Annotated in this window: 21 protein-coding genes; 8 read left to right on the top strand and 13 right to left on the bottom strand. The window is 44.0% G+C overall.

Translation table 11 applies throughout. The annotated features are described in order from the left end of the window. Positions 1-110: 110 nt before the first annotated feature. The 6 genes from H6571_10155 to H6571_10130 all read right to left on the bottom strand — a co-directional run bounded on the left by H6571_10155 (position 111) and on the right by H6571_10130 (position 6,220). The gene (locus H6571_10155) at positions 111-1,139 is read right to left on the bottom strand and encodes a GNAT family N-acetyltransferase (protein MCB9324085.1); all 1,029 of its coding nucleotides are present in this window, start codon (positions 1,137-1,139) and stop codon (positions 111-113) included. A gap of 10 nt (positions 1,140-1,149) precedes the next feature. After that, entirely contained in the window at positions 1,150-1,986 is an 837-nt protein-coding gene (locus tag H6571_10150) for a hypothetical protein (GenBank protein ID MCB9324084.1), read from the bottom strand. Between the two features lie 116 nt (positions 1,987-2,102). Next, the gene (locus tag H6571_10145) at positions 2,103-3,416 is read right to left on the bottom strand and encodes a hypothetical protein (protein MCB9324083.1); all 1,314 of its coding nucleotides are present in this window, start codon (positions 3,414-3,416) and stop codon (positions 2,103-2,105) included. Between the two features lie 52 nt (positions 3,417-3,468). Beyond that, complete coding sequence (gene rnc / locus H6571_10140) at positions 3,469-4,152, bottom strand: ribonuclease III (protein MCB9324082.1); 684 nt, start codon at positions 4,150-4,152, stop codon at positions 3,469-3,471. A 442-nt stretch (positions 4,153-4,594) separates the two neighbouring features. After that, the gene (gene fabF / locus H6571_10135) at positions 4,595-5,842 is read right to left on the bottom strand and encodes a beta-ketoacyl-ACP synthase II (GenBank protein ID MCB9324081.1); all 1,248 of its coding nucleotides are present in this window, start codon (positions 5,840-5,842) and stop codon (positions 4,595-4,597) included. Positions 5,843-5,980: 138 nt separating this feature from the next. Continuing rightward, positions 5,981-6,220 (bottom strand): acyl carrier protein, encoded by a 240-nt coding sequence (locus H6571_10130; GenBank protein ID MCB9324080.1) that lies wholly within the window; start codon positions 6,218-6,220, stop codon positions 5,981-5,983. A 277-nt stretch (positions 6,221-6,497) separates the two neighbouring features. Between H6571_10130 and pyk the strand changes: the two genes are divergently transcribed. Further along, positions 6,498-7,943: a pyruvate kinase gene (gene pyk / locus H6571_10125; GenBank protein ID MCB9324079.1), complete on the top strand. Its 1,446-nt coding sequence runs from the start codon at positions 6,498-6,500 to the stop codon at positions 7,941-7,943. A gap of 73 nt (positions 7,944-8,016) precedes the next feature. Here pyk and tsaB read toward each other — a convergent pair whose 3' ends face one another. After that, a complete protein-coding gene (gene tsaB, locus H6571_10120) occupies positions 8,017-8,700 on the bottom strand; it encodes a tRNA (adenosine(37)-N6)-threonylcarbamoyltransferase complex dimerization subunit type 1 TsaB (GenBank protein MCB9324078.1) in 684 nt (227 codons plus the stop codon). Between the two features lie 182 nt (positions 8,701-8,882). Between tsaB and H6571_10115 the strand changes: the two genes are divergently transcribed. Both H6571_10115 and prfA read left to right on the top strand, forming a co-directional pair. Continuing rightward, a complete protein-coding gene (locus tag H6571_10115; protein MCB9324077.1) occupies positions 8,883-10,493 on the top strand; it encodes an ATP-binding cassette domain-containing protein in 1,611 nt (536 codons plus the stop codon). Between the two features lie 236 nt (positions 10,494-10,729). Then, positions 10,730-11,797: a peptide chain release factor 1 gene (gene prfA, locus H6571_10110; protein MCB9324076.1), complete on the top strand. Its 1,068-nt coding sequence runs from the start codon at positions 10,730-10,732 to the stop codon at positions 11,795-11,797. Positions 11,798-11,897: 100 nt separating this feature from the next. Here prfA and H6571_10105 read toward each other — a convergent pair whose 3' ends face one another. The 6 genes from H6571_10105 to H6571_10080 form a co-directional block, all read right to left on the bottom strand. Next, positions 11,898-13,382, bottom strand: coding sequence for a hypothetical protein (locus H6571_10105; GenBank protein ID MCB9324075.1), 1,485 nt, complete (start codon positions 13,380-13,382; stop codon positions 11,898-11,900). 110 nt (positions 13,383-13,492) lie between these two features. Beyond that, complete coding sequence (locus H6571_10100; GenBank protein ID MCB9324074.1) at positions 13,493-14,275, bottom strand: hypothetical protein; 783 nt, start codon at positions 14,273-14,275, stop codon at positions 13,493-13,495. A 26-nt stretch (positions 14,276-14,301) separates the two neighbouring features. Continuing rightward, on the bottom strand, positions 14,302-15,099 hold the full coding sequence (locus H6571_10095) for a Nif3-like dinuclear metal center hexameric protein (GenBank protein MCB9324073.1): 798 nt from the start codon (positions 15,097-15,099) through the stop codon (positions 14,302-14,304). Between the two features lie 47 nt (positions 15,100-15,146). After that, positions 15,147-15,632, bottom strand: coding sequence for a D-glycero-beta-D-manno-heptose 1-phosphate adenylyltransferase (rfaE2, locus tag H6571_10090; protein ID MCB9324072.1), 486 nt, complete (start codon positions 15,630-15,632; stop codon positions 15,147-15,149). 42 nt (positions 15,633-15,674) lie between these two features. After that, positions 15,675-16,742, bottom strand: a complete 1,068-nt coding sequence (locus tag H6571_10085; GenBank protein MCB9324071.1) for a flippase-like domain-containing protein — start codon at positions 16,740-16,742, stop codon at positions 15,675-15,677. 135 nt (positions 16,743-16,877) lie between these two features. Next, the gene (locus H6571_10080; protein MCB9324070.1) at positions 16,878-17,729 is read right to left on the bottom strand and encodes a pantoate--beta-alanine ligase; all 852 of its coding nucleotides are present in this window, start codon (positions 17,727-17,729) and stop codon (positions 16,878-16,880) included. A gap of 221 nt (positions 17,730-17,950) precedes the next feature. On the opposite strand from H6571_10080, the gene H6571_10075 reads away from it, so the two are divergent. The 5 genes from H6571_10075 to H6571_10055 all read left to right on the top strand — a co-directional run bounded on the left by H6571_10075 (position 17,951) and on the right by H6571_10055 (position 25,683). Further along, a complete protein-coding gene (locus H6571_10075) occupies positions 17,951-18,769 on the top strand; it encodes a glycogen/starch synthase (protein ID MCB9324069.1) in 819 nt (272 codons plus the stop codon). A gap of 126 nt (positions 18,770-18,895) precedes the next feature. Then, a complete protein-coding gene (locus H6571_10070; protein MCB9324068.1) occupies positions 18,896-20,275 on the top strand; it encodes a DUF4270 family protein in 1,380 nt (459 codons plus the stop codon). Positions 20,276-20,380: 105 nt separating this feature from the next. Then, complete coding sequence (glmS, locus tag H6571_10065; protein MCB9324067.1) at positions 20,381-22,228, top strand: glutamine--fructose-6-phosphate transaminase (isomerizing); 1,848 nt, start codon at positions 20,381-20,383, stop codon at positions 22,226-22,228. Positions 22,229-22,296: 68 nt separating this feature from the next. Further along, complete coding sequence (locus H6571_10060; protein MCB9324066.1) at positions 22,297-23,022, top strand: DUF4290 domain-containing protein; 726 nt, start codon at positions 22,297-22,299, stop codon at positions 23,020-23,022. A 402-nt stretch (positions 23,023-23,424) separates the two neighbouring features. Continuing rightward, positions 23,425-25,683 carry an amino acid permease gene (locus H6571_10055; GenBank protein MCB9324065.1) on the top strand — a complete coding sequence of 753 codons (2,259 nt, stop codon included), beginning with the start codon at positions 23,425-23,427 and terminating at the stop codon, positions 25,681-25,683. Positions 25,684-25,688 lie beyond the last annotated feature (5 nt).

The following is a 25,688-nucleotide window of genomic DNA, read 5'->3' as shown; positions in this document are numbered from 1 at the left end:
TTTCCTTTTTTTGCTTTCGAAATCATCCAGACAAATTGAAACCAGGCCAAACGAACTGCAACTCCTTAAACACATGAAGGCCAATTCATAACACACTAAGTTATTACATTTCACATATACGGCTCCACAAACTTCTCCTTGATCACCGTGTAAATATCAGCACAACTGATGGCGATACCGACCTCGGTGGTATTGCCAAACTCATGATGACGGAAAGCCCCGAAGTACCACATTTTGTCGAGACCGGTCATGCGGTTGTAAACCGCCATGATGCGTACGAGATTGATCTTGTATTCATTTCTCAGCAGGTAGAAAAGACCTTTGAATACGCCTTTGTCTAGCAGTTCTTTTTGGGAAGGGGTTAGTGTTCCTTCGGGGACTCTTTCGTTGGGGTTGACGAATACTTCGCCGCTTTGGCGGAAATATTTTTTGGCAACCGCCAGAAAAAAAGCATCTGCCTTTTGCTGTTCATAGATGTTGTACAGGGTGACCTTGCCAAAATACCCTTCTGCATCTGGGTTTTTGGCATAGATGTATCCCAATCCGTGCAGTACATAATCGATTGAACCTTTTTTGTTGCGCTTCTGGATATAGGGATTGATGAATGACCGGCCCAGTTCGATCCATTTGCTCGACTTCCATGCTTCTGAGAACTGGAAATGATCCCCCATGGGGCCAGCCTCATAGGTGTCGCGATTGTGGACGACATATCGATATCCCCCGACGATGCATCCATGGATATCTTCGAATTCCGGGTTTATGATGATAAGTTGCCCCATTTCCTCTTTCAGGTCGAAGCCATCGAAGTCAATATTACCCACTCCGCCGCCTTCACTGCGAAAGGCCCATTCTCTGATGATGCTCAGCATTTTCACCAGCTCCGGATATTCGTGCCATTTGATGAGACAGATGATGTAATTCGTGCCCTCAATGGTAGATTTTGAAGGTTTGGCTTTTTTCGATAATACTTTTATTTCTTCCCTGAACACAGCTTCATTGATCAGTTTTTCAACCGTATCAACGATATCCTCTTCTGATAAAAAAGGGAAAACAGGAACCGGATTGTAAATGCCCTTTTCTTCATCGAAATAAAGCGCCGGGTCGGCTTGAATCTGTTGAGCTTGAAGGTTATGTTTCACTATAGTAAGGCTATTTAAATGCTAAATTATTTTCGTCCATAGTATAAATGAAATCATACAAAGCATCTGTCTGGTTTCGTATAATTTGCTTGGCAGTACGTTCCTTTCCTTCTATTTCGGGGGGGAAAGATACGGATTTGGACAGGTACATATCCACGATACCTTTTGATAAAAGAATTTCCCTGAGTTGGAACATATTTTCGAGGGGAACATTTTTAAGGCTTTTGTGCTTCGCCCTGAATTCCGATACTTTGTAAAATAAGGAACTGTTTTTCCCTCCGATCCGGAGAACGTTGATAGGGGTGTTATATTGTTTTGCATACTCCATGAAAGTCGTCCGCCATCTGCGGTCGCGCAGCAGACCTTCATCGTTGTACCTTGAATTTTTTCCGGCGGCATAAAAAACCACTACTTTCCCCTGGCGATAAGCTTCGTGGACCAATGCAGGATCCACCTTTTGGCTGCCCATCATATCAATGGGAACAACGAGATCTTTTACCGGCTCAATGCAGATCAGTTTATTGGCCAGGATGGCGAGGTCGTGCCGTATTTTTCCGAGCCCGACGATAGTAGCCAAAATATCGGCCCCTCCTGGATGATTGGCAACAATGGTAACCGGGCCCGTTTTGGGTAAATTTTCTCCTCCGATAAGGTTGACTTGAATTCCGGCTTCCCTGCAAATAGTCTCTATAAAAGGAACACCGGTAAGATGGGCGTTTTTGTCCACCATTTTATTGATGACCCCTATCTTCAGGACAGGTATCCTGTTGAGGATGAAATCCAAAAACTTCACTTTTCGGGAAGGCCATTTCGGATTGATTAATGAACTTGAAAATCCTTTTGTCACAATAGTTGCTTTGTGCGTTGCCACGGAGGGCTTCAAAAGCTTCAAAATTAGTAAATCCCTCTAAAGCTTGTATTACGCATCGACAATTATTTTAAAATTATAAGAGCGGTGTTGGCTCACAGATCGACCAGCTTGTCATCTGAAAATGCGGAAAGAGGCCTGAATTGATAACCGTTCCATTCACCAAAGATAGTTATCGGGGAGCCGCAGCTTAAGGCCAGTAATTTCATGGTTTTTTCCTGTAGCTCCTCATTGACCCGAATTTGTTTATGGTCGGTATCAACAAGAAGGAATAACGCTTCATGCATAACGGGACGAATATCTTCCAGTAAAGCAGGAAATCCGGAAAGCCAGGGGTTTTCGGCAATAGCCTTTGCGTAAGCGCCCGCAAAAGTTTCGAAACCGGTATATCCTTTAGGAAGGCTGATGGATTTATTGATCACCTGCCATGAGCGGAACAGGGCTCGCTGGGGAAAAGAAGAAGGATAATAACAAAGTTCCCCTTCGATGAGCTGACCGGTGTTCCAATGATGCTCAAACCCCTGGTTGCCCCAGGCGAAATCGAGGATGAGGGCCTCTTTTTCGGTGTCAATTCCTTTGAGCCAGGTGTGCCTAAAAGTAAGTTTTTCTTCCACAGCCGTGTATTGTCCCATGACGAGCCAGTCATCCAGGGTGCCTTGGGTTTGAAGGACATCTGTTTTTTTGATGGAAAATCCTGCCACATTCAGCAGATCCCGCTGAATCAGTGGTGGCAGCTCATCGATATTGCGGAAGGCGCGGGTCAGCAGGAAAAAGTCAGCCAGGTCGGCGAGCAGCAGATCCGGCCAGTCTTCTTTTTGCAGGTATTCTTTAACCAGGCGGATATTCCTGGCGATGCCGCCGAGTTTGGCGTCGACCATTCGGGCTGCGAAATCATCCCAAAAGGAGGGAGGGAACTCCCTGACTTCAGCAAGCCCTGTTTCGAGCACATTATGAAGCCAACGTTCGAGGTCCTGGATCCCGCTTTTCATTTGGGAAAGTCTTTGATCCTTTCCCGCTTCCCTGCGTTGATCCCTGATCAATAGCTCCTCTGCGGTCAGGAAAGCTTTTGGCGCAGGATGCTGCCTGGATTGCCATTCCTCCACCCAATCGGGCAGGTCATTGGTAATGAGGAAGCTGTCGCTGCTGCGTTGAAGAGTGAGGAGAAGGGCAAGGTTGTGCTTGCATGGTTTAGTCCGGCTTCGGCATGAGCAATGGAAGCTGGGTTCTGCTAATTTTACGGCCGTTTCAAAGCGCCAGCTGGGGCCGGCGGGATAAACTCCCCATACATAATGTTCGTTTCCGTAAAGGGAAAGCCATTTGTTGGCAAAAAATATGCCCCTTGCCTGGTCGAAGGTGAGTCCGTCCGGAGCAAGGGCTCTGATATTTTCTGTTGACCAAATGAAAGACATGTTGGTTGCTGGTTACTCTGGTTACGCTGGTTGCTCGTTGCTCGTTGACTCGTTAATCTTCTCGGGCACTGTTGTTTTCGAGGTGGATATCGAGGATGGAGAGGGCTTTTTCCGAGGCCAGTTGTTCGGCACTTTTTTTATTGAAATCGTCTGCTGTGGCAATTTTTTGGCCGTTGATCATTACCGCTACTTTAAAACGATCGCGCTTATCCGACTTATAACGCGATACGAGTTTGTAGCTTACGGATTTTCCACTTTTCTGGCACCACTCAAGCAACTGGCTTTTGTAATTATCGTCAAAATTTTCCAGATCGTGAACGTCGATATAACGTTTGAGTATCTTTTTGATGACGAATTTTTTGGTACCGTCATAACCACATTCCAGGTAAACAGCGCCTACCAAGGCTTCGACGGCATTGCCCAACATGGACCGACTCAGGCGGGTGTTGTTGTATTCGGCCAGTAAAGTGTCCAGCCCCATATTGTCCCCGATTTGATTGAGTGCTTTTCGCTTGACAATTTTGGACCTCATTTTGGTGAGGAATCCTTCATTGCCGTGGGGATACTTTTTAAATAAGTATTCTGCCACGATGGTTCCCAGCACTGCGTCGCCAAGGTATTCCAGGCGTTCATTGTTCTGAATGGCATAGGCCTTGTCTGACTGGGTAGACTTGTGGGAAAAGGCAAGTACAAAGATATTAAGGTTGGAAGGCGTATAGCCAATCAGCGATCTCAAACGTCTTGCCAGGTGCCTTTCCGGAGCCAGGTAGTAATTGTATAATCTAAATAAAAACCGCAAAATAACTGCATTTAATACTGATGCTCAACAAACCACCAGGTGGTTGCTGAAAGAAGTAAGCGAAATAGTGTTTTGAGATACGAGCCTGTGGGGGGGAGCCGGAGCATCCAGTGAGTCCGGTTTTTCACATGCAGGTATGCGCATAACACAGCCAGGCGCAACTTCCTTGATCAGTCTATTATAAATACAAAAAGCAGGCGGATTTTACTTCGAGACTTTGTCAATCAGGGAAAATAAGAATGGTTTTGTGGCATTTGCATTACAGCTTATTGGGTGATTTGTATCTCTGGAATGATTTACCAATCACCCAATAAACGTTAATATAGCGAATCCCAGAAAACCTTAGTTTTCTTTTTTCGATAATTGCTAAAGAAAATGGTTAATCCTCAAACTTTTTGACAATTACAGATGAATTATGTCCGCCAAAACCGAAAGTATTACTCAATACGGTTTTGATTTCACGTTCCTGAGCCACATTAAAAGTAAGGTTTAATCTGGGGTCAATGGCCGGGTCGTCCGTAAAGTGATTGATAGTTGGCGGAACAAAATTATGATTAATTGCCAAAATCCCTGCCAGAATTTCAATGGCACCTGCTGCACCAAGGAGATGTCCCGTCATGGATTTTGTAGAACTAATATTTAGCTTATACGCATGATCGCCAAAAACGTTCTGAATTGCGAGGGTTTCTGCAATATCTCCCAGCGGAGTTGACGTTCCATGCACATTTACGTAGTCTATATCTTCAAGGTTTAATTTTGCATCGGCGAGGGCGAGCCTCATGACATTGGCAGCGCCCAGTCCTTCGGGATGTGGAGCTGTAATATGATAAGCATCGGCGGTGGCACCGTACCCTACGATTTCGGCGTAAATGGTGGCCCCACGTTTTTGGGCGTGTTCCAGTTCTTCGATGATCAGGGCTCCTGCACCTTCTCCCAGCACAAATCCTTCACGGTCGACATCAAACGGGCGGGAAGCAGTAAGGTAATCATCATTCCTGGTGGAAAGGGCTTTCATACCATTAAACCCACCTACGGCAGCTTTGGTAATGACGGCTTCAGAACCTCCGGTAATCATGATGTCGCAGCGCCCGAGCCTGATTTGGTCGGCAGCAACGGCGATGGCGTGAGAAGAAGACGCGCAGGCAGAAACCGTGGCGTAGTTAGGCCCCCTCATTCCGTATTTAATGGAAATTTGACCTGCCGCAATATCGGGGATCATTTTCGGAATCATAAAGGGATTGTACCTCGGCGTGCCGTTTCCAGTGATATAATCTTCGACTTCCTTTTCCAACGTTGACAACCCACCTATTCCGGCACCCCATATCACGCCTGCCCGGTCCGGATCAATTTTTTCTATATCCAGTCCGGAATTTTCCATGGCTTCGTCAGCAGCGATTACCGCCAGCACAGTAAACCGATCCAGACGGCGCGCTTCGCGCACATCCATATAATCGCCTACATTAAAATCTTTTAATTCGCAGGCGAATTGAGTTTTAAAATTAGAGGCATCGAAAAGTGTGATGATGTTTGCACCGCTAATACCTTCCTGCAAACCTTTTAGATATGCATTAATTCCGTTTCCGATCGGAGTAAGGGCACCAATACCTGTTACAACTACTCGCTTCATAATTTTAAATTAAGACCAATATTGGGTAAAAGTAGCCTTTTTTAGGTTAGGACAAACTTTTATTGGCTTTAGATTAAGCAAAAATCCACAAGCCGATTTACGACCTGTGGATTTATAGCAGTCATGCAAAATGTAGAATTACGATTTCAGTGCTGATTCGAGGAATGCTACTGCTTGACCTACTGTTTCAATATTTTCAGCTTGCTCATCAGGAATGGAAACATCGAATTCTTTTTCGAATTCCATGATCAACTCAACCGTATCGAGCGAATCTGCGCCGAGGTCATTAGTGAAATGTGCCTCTGTGGTCACTTCTGATTCTTCAACACCTAATTTGTCGATGATGATTTTGCTTACTCTTTCTGCAATGTTAGACATAATATTCGCTAATTTTGTTTACGAATTAAGTGCAAAGTAAAAAATACTTCTTTTTATAACCAAGGTTTTTCTCTAGTATTTTACTTTCTTTATTTTTTGGCCCATACTTTGTTGAATTCTTGCAGAAGATAATTTTGATCTTTGTAGTCGATTTTTTGGGGGGAGATTCCATAATTTATGCAGAGTAATTTGAATATTTGTGATATTGTAGCTTTGACACTTACATCATTTTCTTACCTTTGTTTTTTAACCCACTTGACATAATATATTTTTTGACATGAATGGTAATACAAAAAATTACGACCAGAATACTAAAATAGTGGCTACTATTGGCCCGGCTTCAAGCAGTTATGATAATCTTTTGGAACTGGCACGCGAGGGCGTTGATGTTTTCAGACTCAACTTTTCTCACGGCACTCATAAAGATCATAAAGAAGTAATCGATAGGATTGTTAAAATCAATAAGGAGTTTCTTTACCACGTCGGAATCCTGGCAGATCTCCAGGGACCTAAACTCAGGGTTGGAGAAATGGAAGGACCCGGGCTGGAGATTAAACCCGGTGATATCCTGACTTTCGTTTCGGAAAAGTGCATTGGCACCAAGGAAAAAATTTACATGAGCTACAAGCAATTTGCCAAAGACGTTACCGTCGGAGAGAAAGTGCTGGTAGATGATGGTAAACTTGAGTTTGAAGTGGTCAAGACCAATAAAAAAAATAAAGTACAATTAAAAGTGCTCTTTGGGGGAGTATTAAAGTCTAATAAAGGCGTAAACCTTCCTAACACAAAGATCTCTCTGCCTTCTCTTACGGCGAAAGATAAAAGGGATCTGGATTTTATTCTCACCCAACCGGTCAACTGGATTGCTTTGTCTTTTGTGCGTTCGTCAAGAGACCTTAAGAATCTCAAGAAAAAAATTGAAGCCCAAAATCACGCTGCCAAAATTATTGCAAAGATCGAAAAACCTGAAGCGATCGCAAAAATTGACAGGATCATCGATGCGTCCGACGGAATCATGATTGCACGCGGTGATCTGGGCATCGAAGTACCTATTGAGCGTTTGCCCGGGTTGCAAAAAATGATCATCCAGAAATGTATCCGTCGTGCACGCCCCGTTATCGTAGCCACGCAGATGATGGATAGTATGATCACTAACCCAAGCCCTACCCGTGCCGAGGTGACCGATGTGGCCAATGCCGTTCTGGATGGTGCAGATGCCGTGATGCTAAGTGGAGAGACTTCAGTGGGCATACACCCGGTCCTGGTGGTGAAAGCCATGAACAGGATCATTACCGAGGCAGAAAAAGATTTTCATAGTAGTGAAATAAAAAGGCCGGTGGCGAACCCTGAGTCAGAAACCTTCCTTTCTGATGGCATTTGTTTTAATTCAGGAAGAATCGCTGACGAAGTGGGTGCTAAAGCGATTTTGGGATTGACCATTTCCGGTTATACCGCGTTTAAAGTTTCCAGTTACCGGCCTAAGGCTAAGATTTACATCTTTTCTTCTCATGAGCCTATTCTGACTACCTTAAATCTCGTTTGGGGCGTGAGGTCTTTTTATTACGATAAATTCACTACCACTGACGAGACTATTGAAGATGTGGTGGGAATCCTTAAGAAAAAAGGAAGGGTTGAAGTAGGGGATATTTTGATCAACACCGGTAGTATGCCAATATCAGAAAGGTTGCGTACCAATATGCTAAGAGTGACTTTAGTGAAATAAGCTTGTTGCTGGTTACTCGTTGCTCGTTACTCGTTACTCGGGAAAAACCAGCAACCAGCAACCAGCAACCAGATTATAACTTCGGTTTAGCCTTGGTAATATTTGGCGATTTCAGGTAAAAGGGCGAAAAATAAGCCAGGTCGGCGAAATCCTTTTTCCCGAACTTTTCATGAGCGATGGGGACAAGGTGAAGAGCCGAACAATCAACTTCCATCAATTCGAAACGGGGCGGCGGCAACAACTCCGCGCATTTCTTTGCTCCGCTGCCAAGTAAATAAATGTTTCGGACATCTTCCTTAAATTCAGAATAGGTGTCTTCAGTGACGATGAGCGCTTTTGTTTCCTCCAGCGGCTGAAGGTGGTGGTCATATATGTTGGAGTAAACCTCCATCCGTCTGGCATCGATCATCGGCGCGTAGAGGGCTTCCTGTTTTATTTGTTTAATAGCTGCTCCGGCCAGGGATTCCAACGTATCAACAGCGATAATTGGTTTGTTTAATACATAACAAATGCCTTTGGCAGTAGCCGTTCCTACCCGAAGCGAAGTATAGGATCCGGGGCCACTGCTGATGGCCACGGCATCGAGGTCTTTCAGTTTTATTCCAGCCTCCTTACAACAGGCATCAATAAGCAGGGTGATCTGTTCCGTATGCTGAAAAGGTTTTACGGACTCTTTTAGTGACAGAACCTCAGCCTCCCGGCTGATACAAACAGAACAAATCTCTCCTGAGCTTTCTATATTTAAAATCAATGCCATAAAAATCTATAATGTTGTGATACGATTAATGGGCTGTTTAGTATTCATGAAATTCACCCTCCTTCAGTCGTTTCGCCCTTCTGACTTGTCCTGCTTTCCCTTCAATCATCACGAAAGTATAGGGATTGTTGCTTAAAATGAAATTTTTAATTGTAATTTCGCGCCTTGAAAAACAGAGATGTATGATTTCCACAAATAATGTATCCTTACAATACGGGAAGAGAGTCTTATTCGATGAGGTGAATGTGACCTTCGCTGACGGCAATTGCTATGGAGTTATCGGTGCCAATGGAGCAGGTAAATCCACCTTCCTGAAAATTCTCTCCGGCGACATCGACCCCAACACAGGGCATGTCAGCATTGAACCAGGAAAGCGAATGGCAGTGCTCCGCCAGGATCATTTTGCCTACAATGATAATACTGTCATGGATACGGTGATGATGGGCCACGGTCCTCTTTGGAAAATCATGCAGGAAAAAGATGCCATTTACGCCAAGCCCGATTTTTCTGAAGCCGACGGCATCAAGGCTTCGGAACTGGAAGCTGAATTCGCGGAGATGGACGGCTGGAACGCAGAACCTGCGGCAGCAGCCTTACTGAGCGGTATTGGGATCAAAGAAGAGGATCATTTCAAACTGGTAAAAGAACTCGATGGAAAACAAAGGGTTAGGGTACTGTTGGCGCAAGCCCTTTTCGGCGACCCGGATATCCTGATCCTTGATGAGCCTACCAACGACCTCGACATCGAAACCATCATCTGGCTCGAAGATTTTTTGCTGGATTTTAAACATACCGTGATTGTCGTTTCCCACGACAGGCACTTCCTGGATACTGTTTGTACCCATGTAGCTGATATTGATTACGGAAAACTTACTTTATTTACCGGTAATTATACTTTCTGGTACGAATCCAGCCAGCTGGCCCTGCGACAAAAATCAGTCCAGAATAAAAAAGCAGAGGACAAGCGTAAGGAGTTGCAGGCTTTTATCGACAGGTTTAGCGCCAACGCTTCCAAATCCAAGCAGGCAACAGCCAGGAAGAAGATGCTGGAAAAGATCAATATCGATGAAATTCGGCCTTCAACGAGGCGTTACCCGGGAATCGTCTGGACACAAAAAAGGGATGCCGGCAAGCAGATTCTCAGCGTGAAAAACCTGACCTGTTCCGTAAACGGGGAGGTTTATTTCAAGGATCTTAGTTTTGATGTGGAAAAAGGAGACAAGATCGCTTTTCTGTCAAAAAACAGTTTGGCTTTGACCGCTCTTTTCAAAATACTGAATGGGGAACTGAAGCCGGATTCCGGAGAATTTACTTTTGGACAAACCATTACGACGGCTTATCTGCCTACGGAAAACGAACATTTTTTCAATGCCAATGAAACGCTGATCGACTGGCTCCGTACCTTCTCAGAAGATAAGGATGAGGTGTATATCCGCGGATTCCTCGGTAAAATGCTTTTTTCAGGTGATGAAACCCTGAAAAAGTCGAATGTTTTGTCAGGAGGAGAAAAGGTGCGCTGCATGTTTTCAAGAATGATGCTGGCAGAAGCCAACGTGCTCATGTTCGATGAACCGACCAACCACCTGGACATGGAAACGATTACCACCCTCAATAATTCGTTGATCAATTTCCAGGGTACGATCATGTTTACTTCCCATGACCATACTTTTACCCAAACTGTGGCCAACAGGATTATCGAACTCAGCCCGGGCGGCTTTATTGACCGGCTCAAAACTTTTGATGAATACATTGCCGACGAGCAAATTGCGGCAGAAAGAGCTGCGTTGAAATAACACATGCTCGGATTTGGTTCTCAAACAGCGGCCAATAAAAATTTGATTTGTTCTCCCAAAAACCCTACTTTTGCACCTGCAAATAAAAACAGGATGAATACTTTTTCAAACATCATTCCTTTTCGTTAGCGTTTCCCAATCTTTTCTTTCAAAGAGAGGGCCTGGTAGCCCTTTGCGATTTTCTAAATTCAAATTTAGAACGTTTGAATTTTTCGCTCACACTTTAATTTAAAATCATGCTCGATCAATTAGAATCAATCATAGAGAAATTTAATTACCTGGAGGAAAAAATGGCCGACCCTGATGTACTCAGTGATATGAGCCAATACAAAAAAATCAGTAAGGAATATAAGGACCTCAAGGAAATCGTGGATGCGGCCTACCAATATCAGGAAGTTATGGGCAACATAGCAACCTCCAGGGAAATGCTTAAAGAAAGCGACCCCGAAATGAGGGAAATGGCCAGCTCGGAGCTGGAAGAATTGCTGCCCTTGAAAGAAGAATGGGAAGAAAAGTTGAAAATTTTGCTCATCCCCAAAGATCCCGAAGATTCCAAAGATGTGATCTTTGAGATTCGCTCAGGCACAGGGGGCGACGAGGCGAGTATTTTTGCCGGGGACCTTTATAAGATGTATTCCAAGTATTTCGAGGATCAGGGCTGGAAGGTAGAGATCATCAATATCAACGAGGGAACTGTCGGGGGGTACAATAAGATTGCGCTTGAAATTTCAGGCGAGGATGTTTATGGAAAACTAAAATACGAATCCGGGGCACATCGCGTTCAGCGGGTACCTAAAACGGAATCCCAGGGCCGTGTACACACCTCCGCCGCCACCGTAGCCGTATTCCCGAAACTGGAAATGGAAGACGTCAATATCAAAAAGACAGACCTGAAGGTGGATACTTTCCGTTCAAGTGGCGCAGGAGGACAGCACGTAAACAAAACAGAGTCCGGCGTCCGTTTTACCCACCTTCCCACGGGGATCGTTTCTGAAAGCCAGGATGGTCGCTCCCAGATCAAAAACAGGGAGATCGCCCTGCAACGCCTTTATATCAAAATATATGACCAGCAAAAAGAGGCGCACGAATCAGAAACGGCGGCCAAGCGAAGGTCTTTGGTGGGAACAGGAGACCGTTCCGGGAAAGTCCGCACCTACAATTATCCTCAAAACAGGGTCACCGACCACCGCATCAACCTGACTTTGTACAACCTGGATCAGATCGTTGCCGGCCAGATCGGTGAAATCATCGAATCGCTCCAGGTTGCCGACAATGCAGAGAAAATGAAAATGACGGAGGAATAATTTTAGGGTAAGTCGCTTCGTTCCATCACCGTGACACAAAAGAGTGAACGGTAGAGATTGAAATTTATGTAAGAGCGCCAAATAGCCATGGGGGATTCACCTAACCTTTAAGCCTTCCCAACCCTGCCTTCGCCTGCTGATGTAACCCGGTTTCATATTCGTCCGGAGAAATGGAAAGGCATAACTGGTAGGCACGGATGGCTTCCTGTTTTTTGTGGGTGGTTTCGTAAATGATGCCCGTTTGCAGGGCGGCATTACAGGCGAAAAACCAGGATTCATTTCTGCCCGAGTTGATGGTCATGTTATAATAATGAATGGCCTCTGTATTTCTTTCGAGTCCCTGGAGAATACGCCCCAGCCGGTAGGTGTACTCGAGTTGGGAATATTTATCAGGGAAGTCTTCCGTTTTTTGATTTTTCAGCAAATCATAGGCCTTATTGTAATACCCTCCATCAAAGAGCAGGCGCGCCTTGAACAAGCGGAGGTCCGGAAGTTGGCCTGATTGGGCTTCCTTCAGGGCATTTTTATCGCTTCCCGAGGAGGCAATACCTTTTGTGAGGCAGTTTTGCAAATAAGATTTATACCCCTCAGTGTTTCCGTCAAGCAGGGCAGACCAGGCGAGTTTCTGCCAGGCTTCCTTGATGAAATGCCTGCCTTTAAAAGTATTGAGGTAGGCTTGGAAATGCTTACCTGTATCGTGATCCAGGCGTCGGAGTTTGGCCAGGCCCAGCATAAATTCCAGGTAGGGCATCGGAAGGAAAGTCCTGCTTTGCGGGCGGTTTTCAAGCAGTTTAATGGCTTCATCGTTATGACCGGTGCGCATCGCCAGGTTGGCCATCACAAAACAATGCAATGGATTGACATGAGGTTCCAGGACATGGGTATTGATCACTTCCCAGGCTTTGTCTTTTTCATTGCCCAGATGGAGCAGCAAAAATGCGTAAAGCACCGTCGTTTCGGCCTCGAAAGGGAAGGGATTGTTTTTGGCATAAGCCAGCAATTGCTCAATCTCCCGCTGTCCCTGTCCGATATCGCCTTCCAGACTTGTCAGCCATTCCACGCCCCATTTGTAGTTGTCAGGAATGGTGCCTACGGCAGCGTGCAGGATGCCGAGATCTTTGAGGTTGGGCATGAAATCAGGAAATTGCTCCCGGTTCTTATTCAGCAATTTGAAAGCCTTGTTGACTTCTGTGAAAGCCGTGAAATACTCTTCAAACCGAAGGTGCAGCAGTGCCCAGTGCAACCGAATATCGGCTTCGGCGTACAGGAGATAGGGGGAATTTTTGTCGCCACCACGAATCTCACGGATGCGGCGGTCTTTGTTGGCGAGTAAAACCTTAAATTCTTTTTCATCTTCTCGAATGAAAACGGTAAAAAAATCAATGTAATCCTCGACGAGCCAGACCATGAGGTTTTTGGGGTCATTTTCCCTGACCTGGCCGAGGAGGTTCCTGGCTTCGGTGAGTCTTAGGCTTAAAGTTTTTTCATAGATTTTGCCGATCTCGGGAGAAAAGGTAAAATGCCCCTGGGCCACAGCCTTTGAGGTAATGAAGAAAAAGAAAAAGAAAATGTAGCCTGTTCTCATAGTCGTTGAAATCAAAACCGGTTTCCGGAGATTCGGATGTAAAAATAAACGCTCAAAAAAAAAGCCCCGTATGTAACGGAGCTTTTTTTAGGTTATTATTTTGTAGAATATTAATCTTCTTCTACTTCTTCAACTTCTTCGGTTTCTTTTTTCTTCTTGCCTACTTCCAGGATATAATCATCCACCAGGATGCGGCCGCAATGTTCACAAACGATGATTTTGGTACGCTGTGCCAGTTCCAACTGGAGCTGAGGAGGTATCTTATTGAAACAACCTCCACAGGAATCACGTTCTACCTGCACTACCGCAAGACCGTTTCTGTAAGAAGAACGGATCTTGTCATAAGCTTTCAGCAGCCATTCCTCGATCTTTTTCTTCAATCGCTCAGATTTGCGCTGGAGCTTGTCCTCGTCAGAAACCGTTTTTTCAATAATTTCTTCAAGTTCTACTTTTTTGGTATTGAGATCCTGTTCTTTCTTTTCTTTACGCTCCACGGTTGCGTCAAGCGTTTTGGTTTTATTTTCGATCTCCACCATGGTCTGCCGGATTTTCTTTTCAGAAAGCTGAATCTCAAGTTTCTGAAGTTCCAGCTCTTTGGTTAACGCTTCAAACTCACGGTTGTTTTTTACGTTATCCATCTGCTGAGCGTACTTTTCAATTAAAGCCTCTGCTTCTTTGATGTTTGTACGATGTTTTGAGGCCTGGTCCTGAAGTTCGGCCTCCTGAGCTTTCAATCTGTTGACACGGGTTTCAAGTCCTGTTATCTCGTCCTCCAGATCACTAACCTCCATCGGAAGTTCTCCTTTCAGCACTTGGATTTTGTCTACTTCGGAGTCAACAAGTTGCAGTTCATAAAGTTGTTTTAGCTTTTCAGCTATAGTTAATTCTGCCATTATTTTTACAATATTATTATCAGATTCTACAGATATTTGACCGGATTGGTAACTACCTCCGTACAATGGAGTGCAAAATTACTAAATTTCCCTGATATTAGTTCATACAAAAGCTCAATTGTAAACTGTTCGCTTTCAAAATGCCCGATATCGGCAATAATTATCTTGTTTTCCGCATCGAAAAACTCGTGGTATTTGAAATCCCCGGTAATAAAAACGTCTGCTTTTTCTTCAATGGCCGCAGCCAGTAAAAAGCTTCCTGATCCGCCACATACGGCGATTCTGCTTACCGGTTTATTCAGTAGGGCTGTATATCTGACGCAGCCGGTTTGCATTGTTTTTTTTAAAAATTCCAAAAAATAAGTTTCTTCCATAGGATTCCGTAAGGTTCCTACTATACCGGCGCCTATGGTTTGTTCCGGGTTGACCACCCCTGGTTTGGGGGCGAGGATGCTGGTGCCGGTCAAGCCGATCTTCTCTGCAATTTTTTCGTTGACCCCTTTGATGAACACGTTATCCAGGTTGGTATGGATGGCATAAATGGCAATATCGTTTTTGATAGCCTTTATTACGGTTCTTTCTACGTAATTGCTTCCGTTGAACCGTTTCAGTCCCCTGAAAACAATGGGATGATGGGCAACAATGAGGTTACATTTTTTTGCAATAGCCTCTTCTACAATGGCTTCAGTGGAATCCAGCGCTATCAAAACGCCCTGGATCTCAGTATCCCAATTGCCACAGATGAGGCCGGCATTGTCGTAATTTTCCTGGTAATTTAAAGGGGCAATGCTTTCCAGAAAACCCGTCAATTCTCTAATGCGCATGTGTTATTTATTTATGATTCTTTTTGCTGCTTCTGTCCTATAAGGTTTTACCCTTTTTTAAGTCTCTGTTCAATGGCGGTTGTAGAATATCCGTCTACAAAAGCCAGGCTTTTGACTTCTCCTCCTCTGCCGAGAACGATGTCGGCTCCTACAATGGTTTCGAGGGAATAATCTCCGCCCTTGACGAGTATGTCAGGGGTTACGGCCTTCAGCAGTTCGAGGGGAGTGTCCTCTTCAAAAACGACCACCGCGTCAACAAATTGCAGGGAGGCCAGCAAATACATCCTGGTATCATCGTCATTGATCGGCCGGTTTTGTCCTTTAAGCCTTTTTACAGAGGCATTGCTGTTGAGCCCGATGACCAGTTTGTCGCCAAGGGACCGGGCCTGTGCCAGGTAGTGTACATGACCATAGTGAAGGATGTCAAAACAACCGTTGGTGAATACGATCTTTTGTCCCGCAGCCTTCCATTCTGCAACCTGTTGGCTGATCTCTTCCCTGGTTTTTATTTTTGACCTGATTTCTTCCAGCATAAATAAGTGTTTTAACCGTTGGAAAATAGACGCCTTTCGTCCTTATGTCCCTTCCGTCCTTATTGCTTTATGTTCTTTATTAATAATCGGCAGCAAAATAAGAGCCAGCATGCCGATAAAAATATTCACGCCCAGTTGAATGGAAAAGAAAGCAATATTGGCCCAGGAAAAGGCATCATCACCGCTGATTCCATAAATGCTCAGGGCGGCGATCACCATAAAATGGTAAGTACCCATCCCTCCGGGGGAAGGGATGACGACTCCCCATCCGCCGAAAACAAAAACGATGAGGGCGGCCACCATGGGCAGATGAGCTGTGGGGGCAAAAGCGAAAAAACACAGCCAGGTCATCATGAAATACATGAACCATATATTGATGCTGTGAAAAATGAACAACCCGATCCGTTTCACCTTCCTGATGCTCAAGATACCGTTCCAGAATCCAAGGCCAATTTCTTTTAGTTTTGTGAAAAGCGGATTATTCATGAGCGTTTTCCTGAAAATCCAGAAGGCGGTGAGTGCCAGAAGCACACAGACAAAAAAGTAAAAACCGACGCGCTGTAAGGTGTCCAGTTTTTCTCCGAAAGAGCCATTTTCCAGTAGAAAGGACCATATATTGTCAAATTCGATGAACAATACGGCTGCCGTCAGAATCAAAATGCTGATCACATCCAGTATTCTGTCGGTGACAATGGTACCGATGGCGCTTTCCAGGGGGATTTTTTCATAACGTGAAATGGTAGCAGGCCTGATGATCTCGCCCATCCTGGGGAAACCCAAGTTAGCAAAATACCCGATCACGACCGCGAGGAATGAATTGATGAGCCTGGGTTGATATCCAAGCGGCCTCATGAGCATATTCCATCGTATTGCTCTGCTGATATTGCTGAGGGTGAACGCCACCAAAACCAGTAATATCCAGAAGTAATTGGCCCCTTTGAAATCCTGAATGACTTTGTCTATCAGGCTGCATTCTGATTCCGGAATGCCACGCAGACCACACTCTGCCAGGTAGGCTGTATTCTGATGTTTATAGACCAGGTACAGGATCACCAGTCCGATTCCCAGGAAAAGGGAAAATTTTAAAATGTTGATCAGGCTCTTTTTCAAATTATCTGTTATTTTTTTAATTCATAGCTTTTCGAACCCTGGTACAATGTTTAATCCTCATGATCACTTTTCAGACACCCTTTATCGGGAACCTGTCGTGAAAACAGGATGTAGAAGATATTGTTGCTCTCCCGTTTATTTTTCCTTCAGGACAATGTTATCAATCAATCTCACCTCTCCTGCCCAAACGGCTGTGCAGGCAACGATCCAGTCGGCATCATCCTTATGTTTTACAGGCAGGAGGGTTGATCCGTCCACAATTTCAAAATATTCAGGCTTAAAACCGGGGATACTCAAATTTCGGAGTGCCTTCATTTTTATCCCCGGAATATCATGGGAATCCATCTGAGCTTTTGATTCCAGCAAGGCCTCATAAATAACGCTTGCCTGTTCCTTTTGTTTTGGGCTGAGGCGTTCATTCCGGGAACTTTTAGCCAGGCCGTTTGGCTCTCTGATAATAGGAGCGATCACCAGGTTGACGGGCAGTGAAAGCTCCCTGATCATATGTTGTATGATGGAAAACTGTTGAAAATCTTTTTGTCCGAGATAGAGGTTGTTGGGTTCGATAATGTCGAGTAAACGTTTGACCACCTGCAGTACTCCGGCAAAATGTCCTGGGCGAAATTCGCCTTCCATGATGTTATCGAGTCCGTTCAAATCAATCTTCACGGTGGTGTCAAGTCCAGGAGGGTATATTTCACTTACCTCCGGCAAAAAAAGCACGTCACAACCAACCTTTGCCAACAGGGCTATGTCATTACTTGGAGTTCTCGGGTATCGCTGCAGGTCGGCAGCCTGGTTGAACTGGGTTGGATTGATGAAAATACTGCAAATGCTAAGGCTATTGCTTGATTTTGACATACGAATTAAAGACAAATGCCCTTCGTGCAAGGCGCCCATGGTTGGCACAAATCCAATAGGGTGGATTGAAGCATTATTCTTCTTTAAAAAGGCCTTAAGGTCTGCTGTTTTTTTGAAAATAAACATATTGCAATGAATGTGATTTTGCCATGGTTATTTGGGGCAGCAAAAATTTGGGCAAAGATAGTTATTTTTGGCATCAGCCAATTAAGGAAGAAAGAAATATGAAAAAGTCACCATTTTTTGCTAATTTTGTGCCCTTATTCTCTTAAGAATGAGGTATTAATGCGATAAATCTCTTTAAATGAGAGGAGAAATCATGTTATCGCAAAAAATAACAATTTGAAATGAGTAAAAAGAAAGTGTTGATTGTTACCCAGGAGATGCATCCATATACTGCCCTCTCCGAGGTAAGTGAAATTGCTAGAAAACTACCCCAATATGCGCACGAAAAAGGAATGGAAATTCGTTTATTGATGCCACGATTCGGTGTTATTAATGAAAGAAGACACCGCCTTCATGAAGTGGTAAGATTGTCGGGAATGAATATTATTGTGGATGATGATGATTACCCGTTAATAATTAAAGTCGCTTCTCTGCCCGAAGCAAGGATTCAGGTTTACTTCCTGGATAATGAGGATTTTTTCAAAAGAAAGGCCATGTTCGAAGATGAAGAAGGCAAGCCTTTTGAAGATAATATGGACAGGATGATTTTCTTTTGCAAGGGAGTCATTGAAACGGTTAAAAAATTTGGCTGGCCCCCTGACATTATTCATTGCCATGGCTGGATGACGAGTCTGATCCCTCTTTTTATCAAAGAAGCCTATAAAACAGAACCACTTTTCCAACAGTCAAAGGTTGTTTATTCTGCCTATGAGGATAAATATTCCCAGGCCTTCGATGAAAGTTTTTATGAAAAGGCCTCCATCAACAACCTGGCGGAAGAAGATTTAATGGCTTTTCAAAAAGGGGTAAAGGTCGTTTTAACCAAAGGGGCCGTAGAATGTTCGGATGGCGTAATCATCGCCGATGAAAAAATGGCGGAAATGGTTAAAGAATTTGCCGCAAACAGCGGGGTGCCGGTGCTGGAAGCAGGAGAGGACTACCTGGCTGATTATATTGAATTTTATAAGAAACTCCTCACCGAAGAAGAAGTAGAAGGTTGATCCGGAGAAGTGAAAAATTCCATATTTTTTTTAAACTGGTTTTGTAATGATGCATCTGTCATTACCATTTATTGACGTGCTGATACCTTCAAAAATAATTTGGGAGGTATAAATAATTGGTTATCAATGAAACTATACATTGCTGCTTTGTTTTCAATCTCTTTGGTGGTACTCTTTATGCCTTCATGCATCGATCCCACGGAAATCGGTTCAGAATTACTGGATCAGGATCTAATTGACGTAGGATTTACCGATACCATTACGATTGTTTCTACTACTATTAAAGGGGATTCCGTGAGGACGCACCAGTATTTGACCTATCTGGATGGCTATTTGCTGGGCGATTACAAAGATCCTTTTTTTGGCAGGTCCACCGCCTCGTTTTACGGTCAGGTCGGCATGATACGGACCGCCTCCGGGGTAACCGTACTTAGGCCTGAATTCGATGGTATGGTCCTTGATTCTGCCGTTTTGGTCATGGGGCTTGATTCAAATTATTTCTACGGGAATGTTTCTTATGATCACCCCTTTGTGGTGAGAGTTTCTCAATTGGCTGATGCGTTCGATCCGATTGATGAACAATTTTCCAATGCCATTTTTCAGACGGTTCCCGATGGGGTGGGTTTGCCGGGAGAAACCATCTTTGAAATCTTTCCCCGTTTTGACACCATCAGCGTAGATGATTATTCCGCTGGGGTCAGGGATACTGTTTCTTTTCCTCACATAAGACTAAAACTGCCCAACCAGTTTGGACAAAAATTCCTGGATGCGGATTCTCTCGTTTACGTAAGTGACAGTTCTTTTGTGGATTTTTTTCCCGGATTTTCGATAGAGCCTATTTCTGAAAATGACGGCCTTCTGGCCCTGGATCTTCTAGTTTCAGGAAGTGATGCCGTAGCAGGTTTGTATTTGTATTATTCTCCGGTTGGAGGGGGAGATCCTGCCCAGTACAGGTTTCCGTTCAATTCTTATCGAATGCGCGCCGCTACTCTTAAAAATGATCACTTCGCTTCTCCTGTAGGAGATTATATTAATAATCCGGACAGGGATTCCCTTGTTTTTATGCAAGGAATGGAAGGACTGTACACCAAGCTTGAACTGCCTTTTGTAACAGATAATAAGGGACTCATTGTCAATAAAGCTGAACTGGAGCTCACTATTGCTGAATTGCCTGGTTTTAATTACGATGTTTATGCTCCGGTGGAGCGCATTATTGTTTCAACTTTGGATGATGATGGTAACCTGGGCGTTATTTCTGACGTTTCATTTGCCTCAGATCTCGATGCTTCCTACGGCGGCACCATTGTCAAGGGAACCGATGGGCATCCCGATAGTTATAAAATCAATATCTCCAGCCATATGCAGGATATGATTGACGGGGTTGAACCTCCGGTAATTTATCTGACTACTTATCGCAGGGCTTTAAATCTTGGACAGGTAGCTATTTACGGAGGATCACATGAACAATATCCGATAAAAATAAACCTGCATTTTACCAAGCAGTAAAATCTTTTTAAGGTTTCATACGTTGCCTATGTATATTTAGGTTTATTTTTGAGTGAACAAAAGGTGAGGCTACCTCAGGCCCACCTGCGAAAAATGCTTTTTATCATGTGTGGAATTGTTGCTTACCTTGGAGATTTGGAGGCTTATCCGGTCTTAATTAAGGGACTGAAACGACTCGAGTATCGTGGATATGACAGTGCGGGAGTGGCCTTATTGAACGGCGAGCTTAATGTTTACAAAAAGCAAGGCAAGGTTAGTGAGCTCGAGCATTTTACTGCAGACAAATCCACAAAAGGTAACATAGGTATAGGGCATACTCGCTGGGCTACCCATGGAGAGCCCAATGATGTCAACGCCCATCCTCATTCCTCCGGGAACGGCAACTTGGTTTTGGTGCACAACGGAATTATTGAAAATTATGCTTCTCTGAAAGCAGCACTGGAAAAGGAAGGTCATAAATTTGTATCTCAAACCGATACTGAAGTTCTGGTTCATCTGATCGAAGCATTCCAGGAACGAGGTAATCTCGATCTTGAAGAAGCGGTTCGGCTGGCCCTGAAACGTGTTGTGGGAGCTTATGCCATCGTCGTGATGGATAAAAAAGATCCTGACAAGCTGGTGGCCGCCAAGAAAAGTAGTCCCCTGGTGATCGGTATTGGAAAAAATAAAGACTATTTTGTTGCTTCAGATGCTACGCCCCTAGTAGAATATACCAACAGGGTAATCTACCTGAAAGAGGAAGAAATCGCCGTGATCACCAGAAACCAGGAGCTAGAAATCAAGACCATCGTGGATAACGAAGTGCAAAGTCCTTTTATTCATGAGCTGGATATGAAGATCGAAGCACTGGAGAAGGGGGGATATGATCATTTTATGCTTAAGGAGATCCACGAACAACCTAATACCATTGCCGATTGTATGCGAGGAAGGGTGAATGCTGAAGAAGGCTGGATCAAATTGGGAGGAATAGAAGATTGTATCGACCGCCTGGCCAATGCCCATCGTATCATCATTGCGGCTTGCGGCACATCCTGGCACTCGGGGTTGATCGGGGAATACCTCTTTGAAGAACTGGCCCGAATGCCTGTTGAAGTGGAATATGCTTCCGAGTTGCGTTATCGTAATCCCATTATTACCGATAAGGACGTGGTGATCGCCATTTCCCAATCCGGAGAAACAGCAGATACGCTTGCCGCCCTGGAACTGGCCAAAGAAAAGGGAGCCCTTACCCTGGGCATCGTAAATGCAGTGGGGTCTTCCATTGCAAGAATCACCGATGCCGGCTCGTATATCCACGCTGGTCCGGAAATCGGAGTGGCTTCGACAAAAGCTTTTACAGGACAAGTGACCTTGTTGACTTTAATGGCGCTGGTCATCGCTAAAAAGCGTGGGACCATTGAAGAAACTTATTTTAATGAGTTGCTCAATGAATTGAAAGCCATCCCGGGGAAAGTTGAAAAAGTATTGAAAAAAAGTGATGCGCATATCCAGTATATTGCCTCGGAAATCAAGAACAGGCAGAATGCGCTTTACCTTGGTCGCGGGTATAATTTTCCTGTGGCGCTCGAAGGAGCATTGAAATTGAAAGAAATATCGTATATTCACGCTGAAGGATACCCGGCTGCTGAAATGAAACATGGTCCGATTGCGCTGATTGATGAGCAAATGCCCGTTTTTGTAATCGCTACCAATAAGAGCGCTTACGAAAAAGTTGTGACCAATATTCAGGAAGTAAAAGCAAGAAAAGGCTTTGTAGTAGCTATTGTTACAGAAGGAGATAAAACCATTAGTAAGATCGCAGATCATACCATTGAAATTCCTGATACTTTAGAACCGTTAACGCCGTTATTGTCGGTGATCCCCATGCAATTGCTTTCTTACCATATTGCGGTAATGAGAGGATGCAACGTGGATCAACCGAGAAATTTAGCTAAGTCGGTAACGGTAGAATAACCAATTAAAAAATCAGCGTTAGAAGGAAGGGTTCCTGCTGGCGCTTAAAAAAAGATAATATTTTGCAGATGAAAGAGATAGATTTGGATTATAATTCCAGCAAAGAGAATCTCATTATTCCGGAATACGGAAGACACGTTCAGAATTTGATCAACTATGCCAAAACGATCGAGGACCCTGAAGAAAGGCAGGTGTTTGCCGAAAGGTTGACTCGTTTGATGATGCAAATGAACCCTCAAAGTAAAAATCTTGAAGATTACGAAGAAAAGTTGTGGAAACATTTCTTCAGGATTGCCAAGTATGAAATTGAGGTGAATCCTCCGATAGGGGAGAGACCTACTAAAAGAGATGAACGTAAATATCCTGAAAGAGTACCTTATTCAAATTCCGTAGCAAAGTTCCGTCATTATGGGCTGAACGTACAACAATTGATCGAAAAAGCGGTTGCCATGGAAGAAGGGCCTGTCAGAGACGGGTTTGTCGCGGTAATCGGTTCTTATATGAAACTGGCTTACCGCACCTGGAATAAAGATCTGTATGTCAGTGATGAAGTGATCAAGGCTGACCTGGAGTCGCTTTCTGATGGAAAACTCCGTATCCCGAGTGATGTATCTATCGACAACCTGTCCAGTTATATGACTACAGGAAACAAAAGACCATCATCAGGCGGTCGTACGGGAGGGAGTCGGCAAGGCGCGCGCACCAATTCCGGACGTACAGGCGGCAGAACCGGCAATGCTTATAAGTCAAAAGGCGGTAGCCGTGGGGGGAGCAATACTCATCGTCGGAAATAATTCAGAAAAATTCAGTCTCCTCTTACCCCGGACATGTTTTTAGTGTGAGGGAAAAAAAATGAAGCGCTGGGTTTATTTCTGCTATTTTCAATATCAACAGAAAAAGGCATCGCCACAACCTCAGAATGGTTTGTGGCGATGCTCATTTTATACTCAATTGATTTTATGCATTCCATTGAGATGATCCTTAGCTGCCTCCTTCTTTTCGGTAGAATGGTTCGCAAATTTGTTCCTTAAGGAACGATAAAAAACAAATTGACATTCTTAATCTTCTAAATTGCTAAAAATAAGTAATTTCAAACCTGCTTTGCTGCGTCTGCAGGCAGGGTTTACATTTGCTTGAATCTTATCTTTTGTCCTAAATACGTAATTAATTGGCTTGTCAAATCCAAAAATGTCAATATGAGTACTAATTTGTCCCTACAGCGAAAATTCGGAACAGCGCCTGTTTTTTTTACCGCTATTTCCACCATTCTCGGGGCCGTAATGTTTTTACGTTTTGGGTATGCGGTGGGAAACGTCGGCTTTATCGGCACGATGGTCATTATTTTGGTCGGGCATGCCGTAACCATCCCAACAGCGATGGCAATTGCTGAGATTGCCACGAACCAAAAGGTTGAAGGAGGAGGAGAGTACTTTATCATTTCCCGTTCGTTTGGGCTGGCCATCGGCTCATCAATAGGAATTGCCTTATATTTTTCACAGGCCATTAGCGTAGCCTTTTATATCATTGCCTTTTCTGAAGCTTTTTCATCATTTTTCGAATATCTTCTCGCAAATTATGAATTGAATTCAACCCTAAGATACCTGCTTTCCCTAAATCAAACGGTGAGTATCCCGGCGCTATTCCTTTTAACGGCGATCGTTTTGACGAAAGGAGCAGATTTGGGGGTAAAAACCCTTTATATCGTCGTGGCTATACTGTTTATAGCCCTGGTGGCATTTTTTGCCGGGCAAACTGATTTTGCGATGAATAATGCTTTTGATCCATTAAGAAATATTGCTGACCTTGGAAAAAAATCGGATAGTTTCTTTATTGTTTTTGCCATCATTTTTCCTGCGTTTACCGGGATGACGGCCGGTGTGGGGCTTTCCGGAGATCTACAAAATCCAGGCAAATCAATACCGATTGGTACACTTGCCGGAACGCTTACCGGGATGGTTATTTATTTTTTCATTGCCTATAAGCTCACCATAAGTGCCAGCCCCATTGACCTGGCCAATACAGATGAACTTGTCATGGCAAAGATCGCCTGGCAAGGCTGGTGGCTCATTCCTGTGGGGCTGGCTGCCGCTACCATATCTTCTGCACTTGGCTCCATAATGGTGGCTCCGAGAACGCTCCAGGCTATTGCCCGCGACCATTTGATGCCGTCCAAAAAATTGAACCTGTGGTTGTCCAAAGGAAAAGGAAAGGGGGATGACCCCTTTAACGCTACTCTAATTACCGTATCTATTGCCTTTGTATTTGTCTTAATGGGCGGACTGAATGCCGTAGCGGGCATCATATCCATGTTTTTCATGGTGACTTATGGCTCTCTGTGTTTAATCTCCTTTTTGCAGCATTTTGCGGCGGATCCTTCTTACAGGCCTACCTTTAAATCACGCTGGTACCTCTCGCTGTTCGGAGCATTGGCCAGTTTTGGATTAATGTTTTTCATGAATCCCGGGTATGCTTTTTTAGCCGTCGTTTTTATGGTGCTCATTTATATTGGAGTGAGTTATTTTAATCCTGATAAGAAGAACCTTGCCGTTATTTTCCAGGGGGTTATTTTTCAGATAAGCCGACAGTTGAGCGTATTTATGCAAAAAACGGAAAAAGAACAGTCTGCGAGCTGGAGACCATCCATTGTATGTATTTCAGAACACTCTTTTGATCGCCTTGCCGCATTTGATTTTTTACGATGGTTGTCTCAGAAATACGGTTTTGGTACCTATATTCATAAAATTGACGGGTATCTTTCGAAGGCCACAAAATCTGAAGCCGATAAAGCTAAAACCAGGCTTATCCAAATGGCTGAATCAAGTGGCAGTAACATTTACATCGATACCCTGATCAGTCCTTCCTATACTTCCGCCATAGCGCAGGTCATTCAACTGCCCGGAATTTCAGGAACGGATAATAACCTGCTGATGCTCGAATTCTCAAAGCATAATCCTGACAATTTAATAAATATTGTAGATAACTTCAAACTCGTACGATCCGTCGATTTTGATGTGGTCATTCTTGGTACCAGCGAACGCTCTTTCGGATTGAAGCAAAGTATTCACATATGGATTACTTCCAGGGATTTTAAAAATGCCAACTTAATGATTTTGCTTGCCTACATCATTCTCGGGCACAGAGAGTGGAGAAAAGGGCACATAAAGATTTTTGCCATAGTTCATGAGGATACAGCGGAAGAGGAACGCAACCGGCTTTTTACGCTAATTGAAACAGGACAATTACCAATTTCTCCTAAAAATATTGAAATAATATTGCGCAATGAGGAAAAAGAAACCCGCGCCATCATCAATGAAAAATCGATCGATGCCGACCTGACCATCATTGGATTTAATGATGATATTTTAAAACATCAGGGCGCAAAAGTCTTTGAAGGTTATGACAATATCGGCAACACTGTTTTTGTCAATGCAGGGGAACAAAAGAGCATAAAATGATCCCC

The sequence above is a fragment of the Lewinellaceae bacterium genome (assembly GCA_020636105.1).
Classification (GTDB): Bacteria; Bacteroidota; Bacteroidia; order Chitinophagales; family Saprospiraceae; genus BCD1.
Note: the sequence above shows the minus strand (reverse complement) of the source record. Positions and strands in the feature narration are given on the sequence as shown.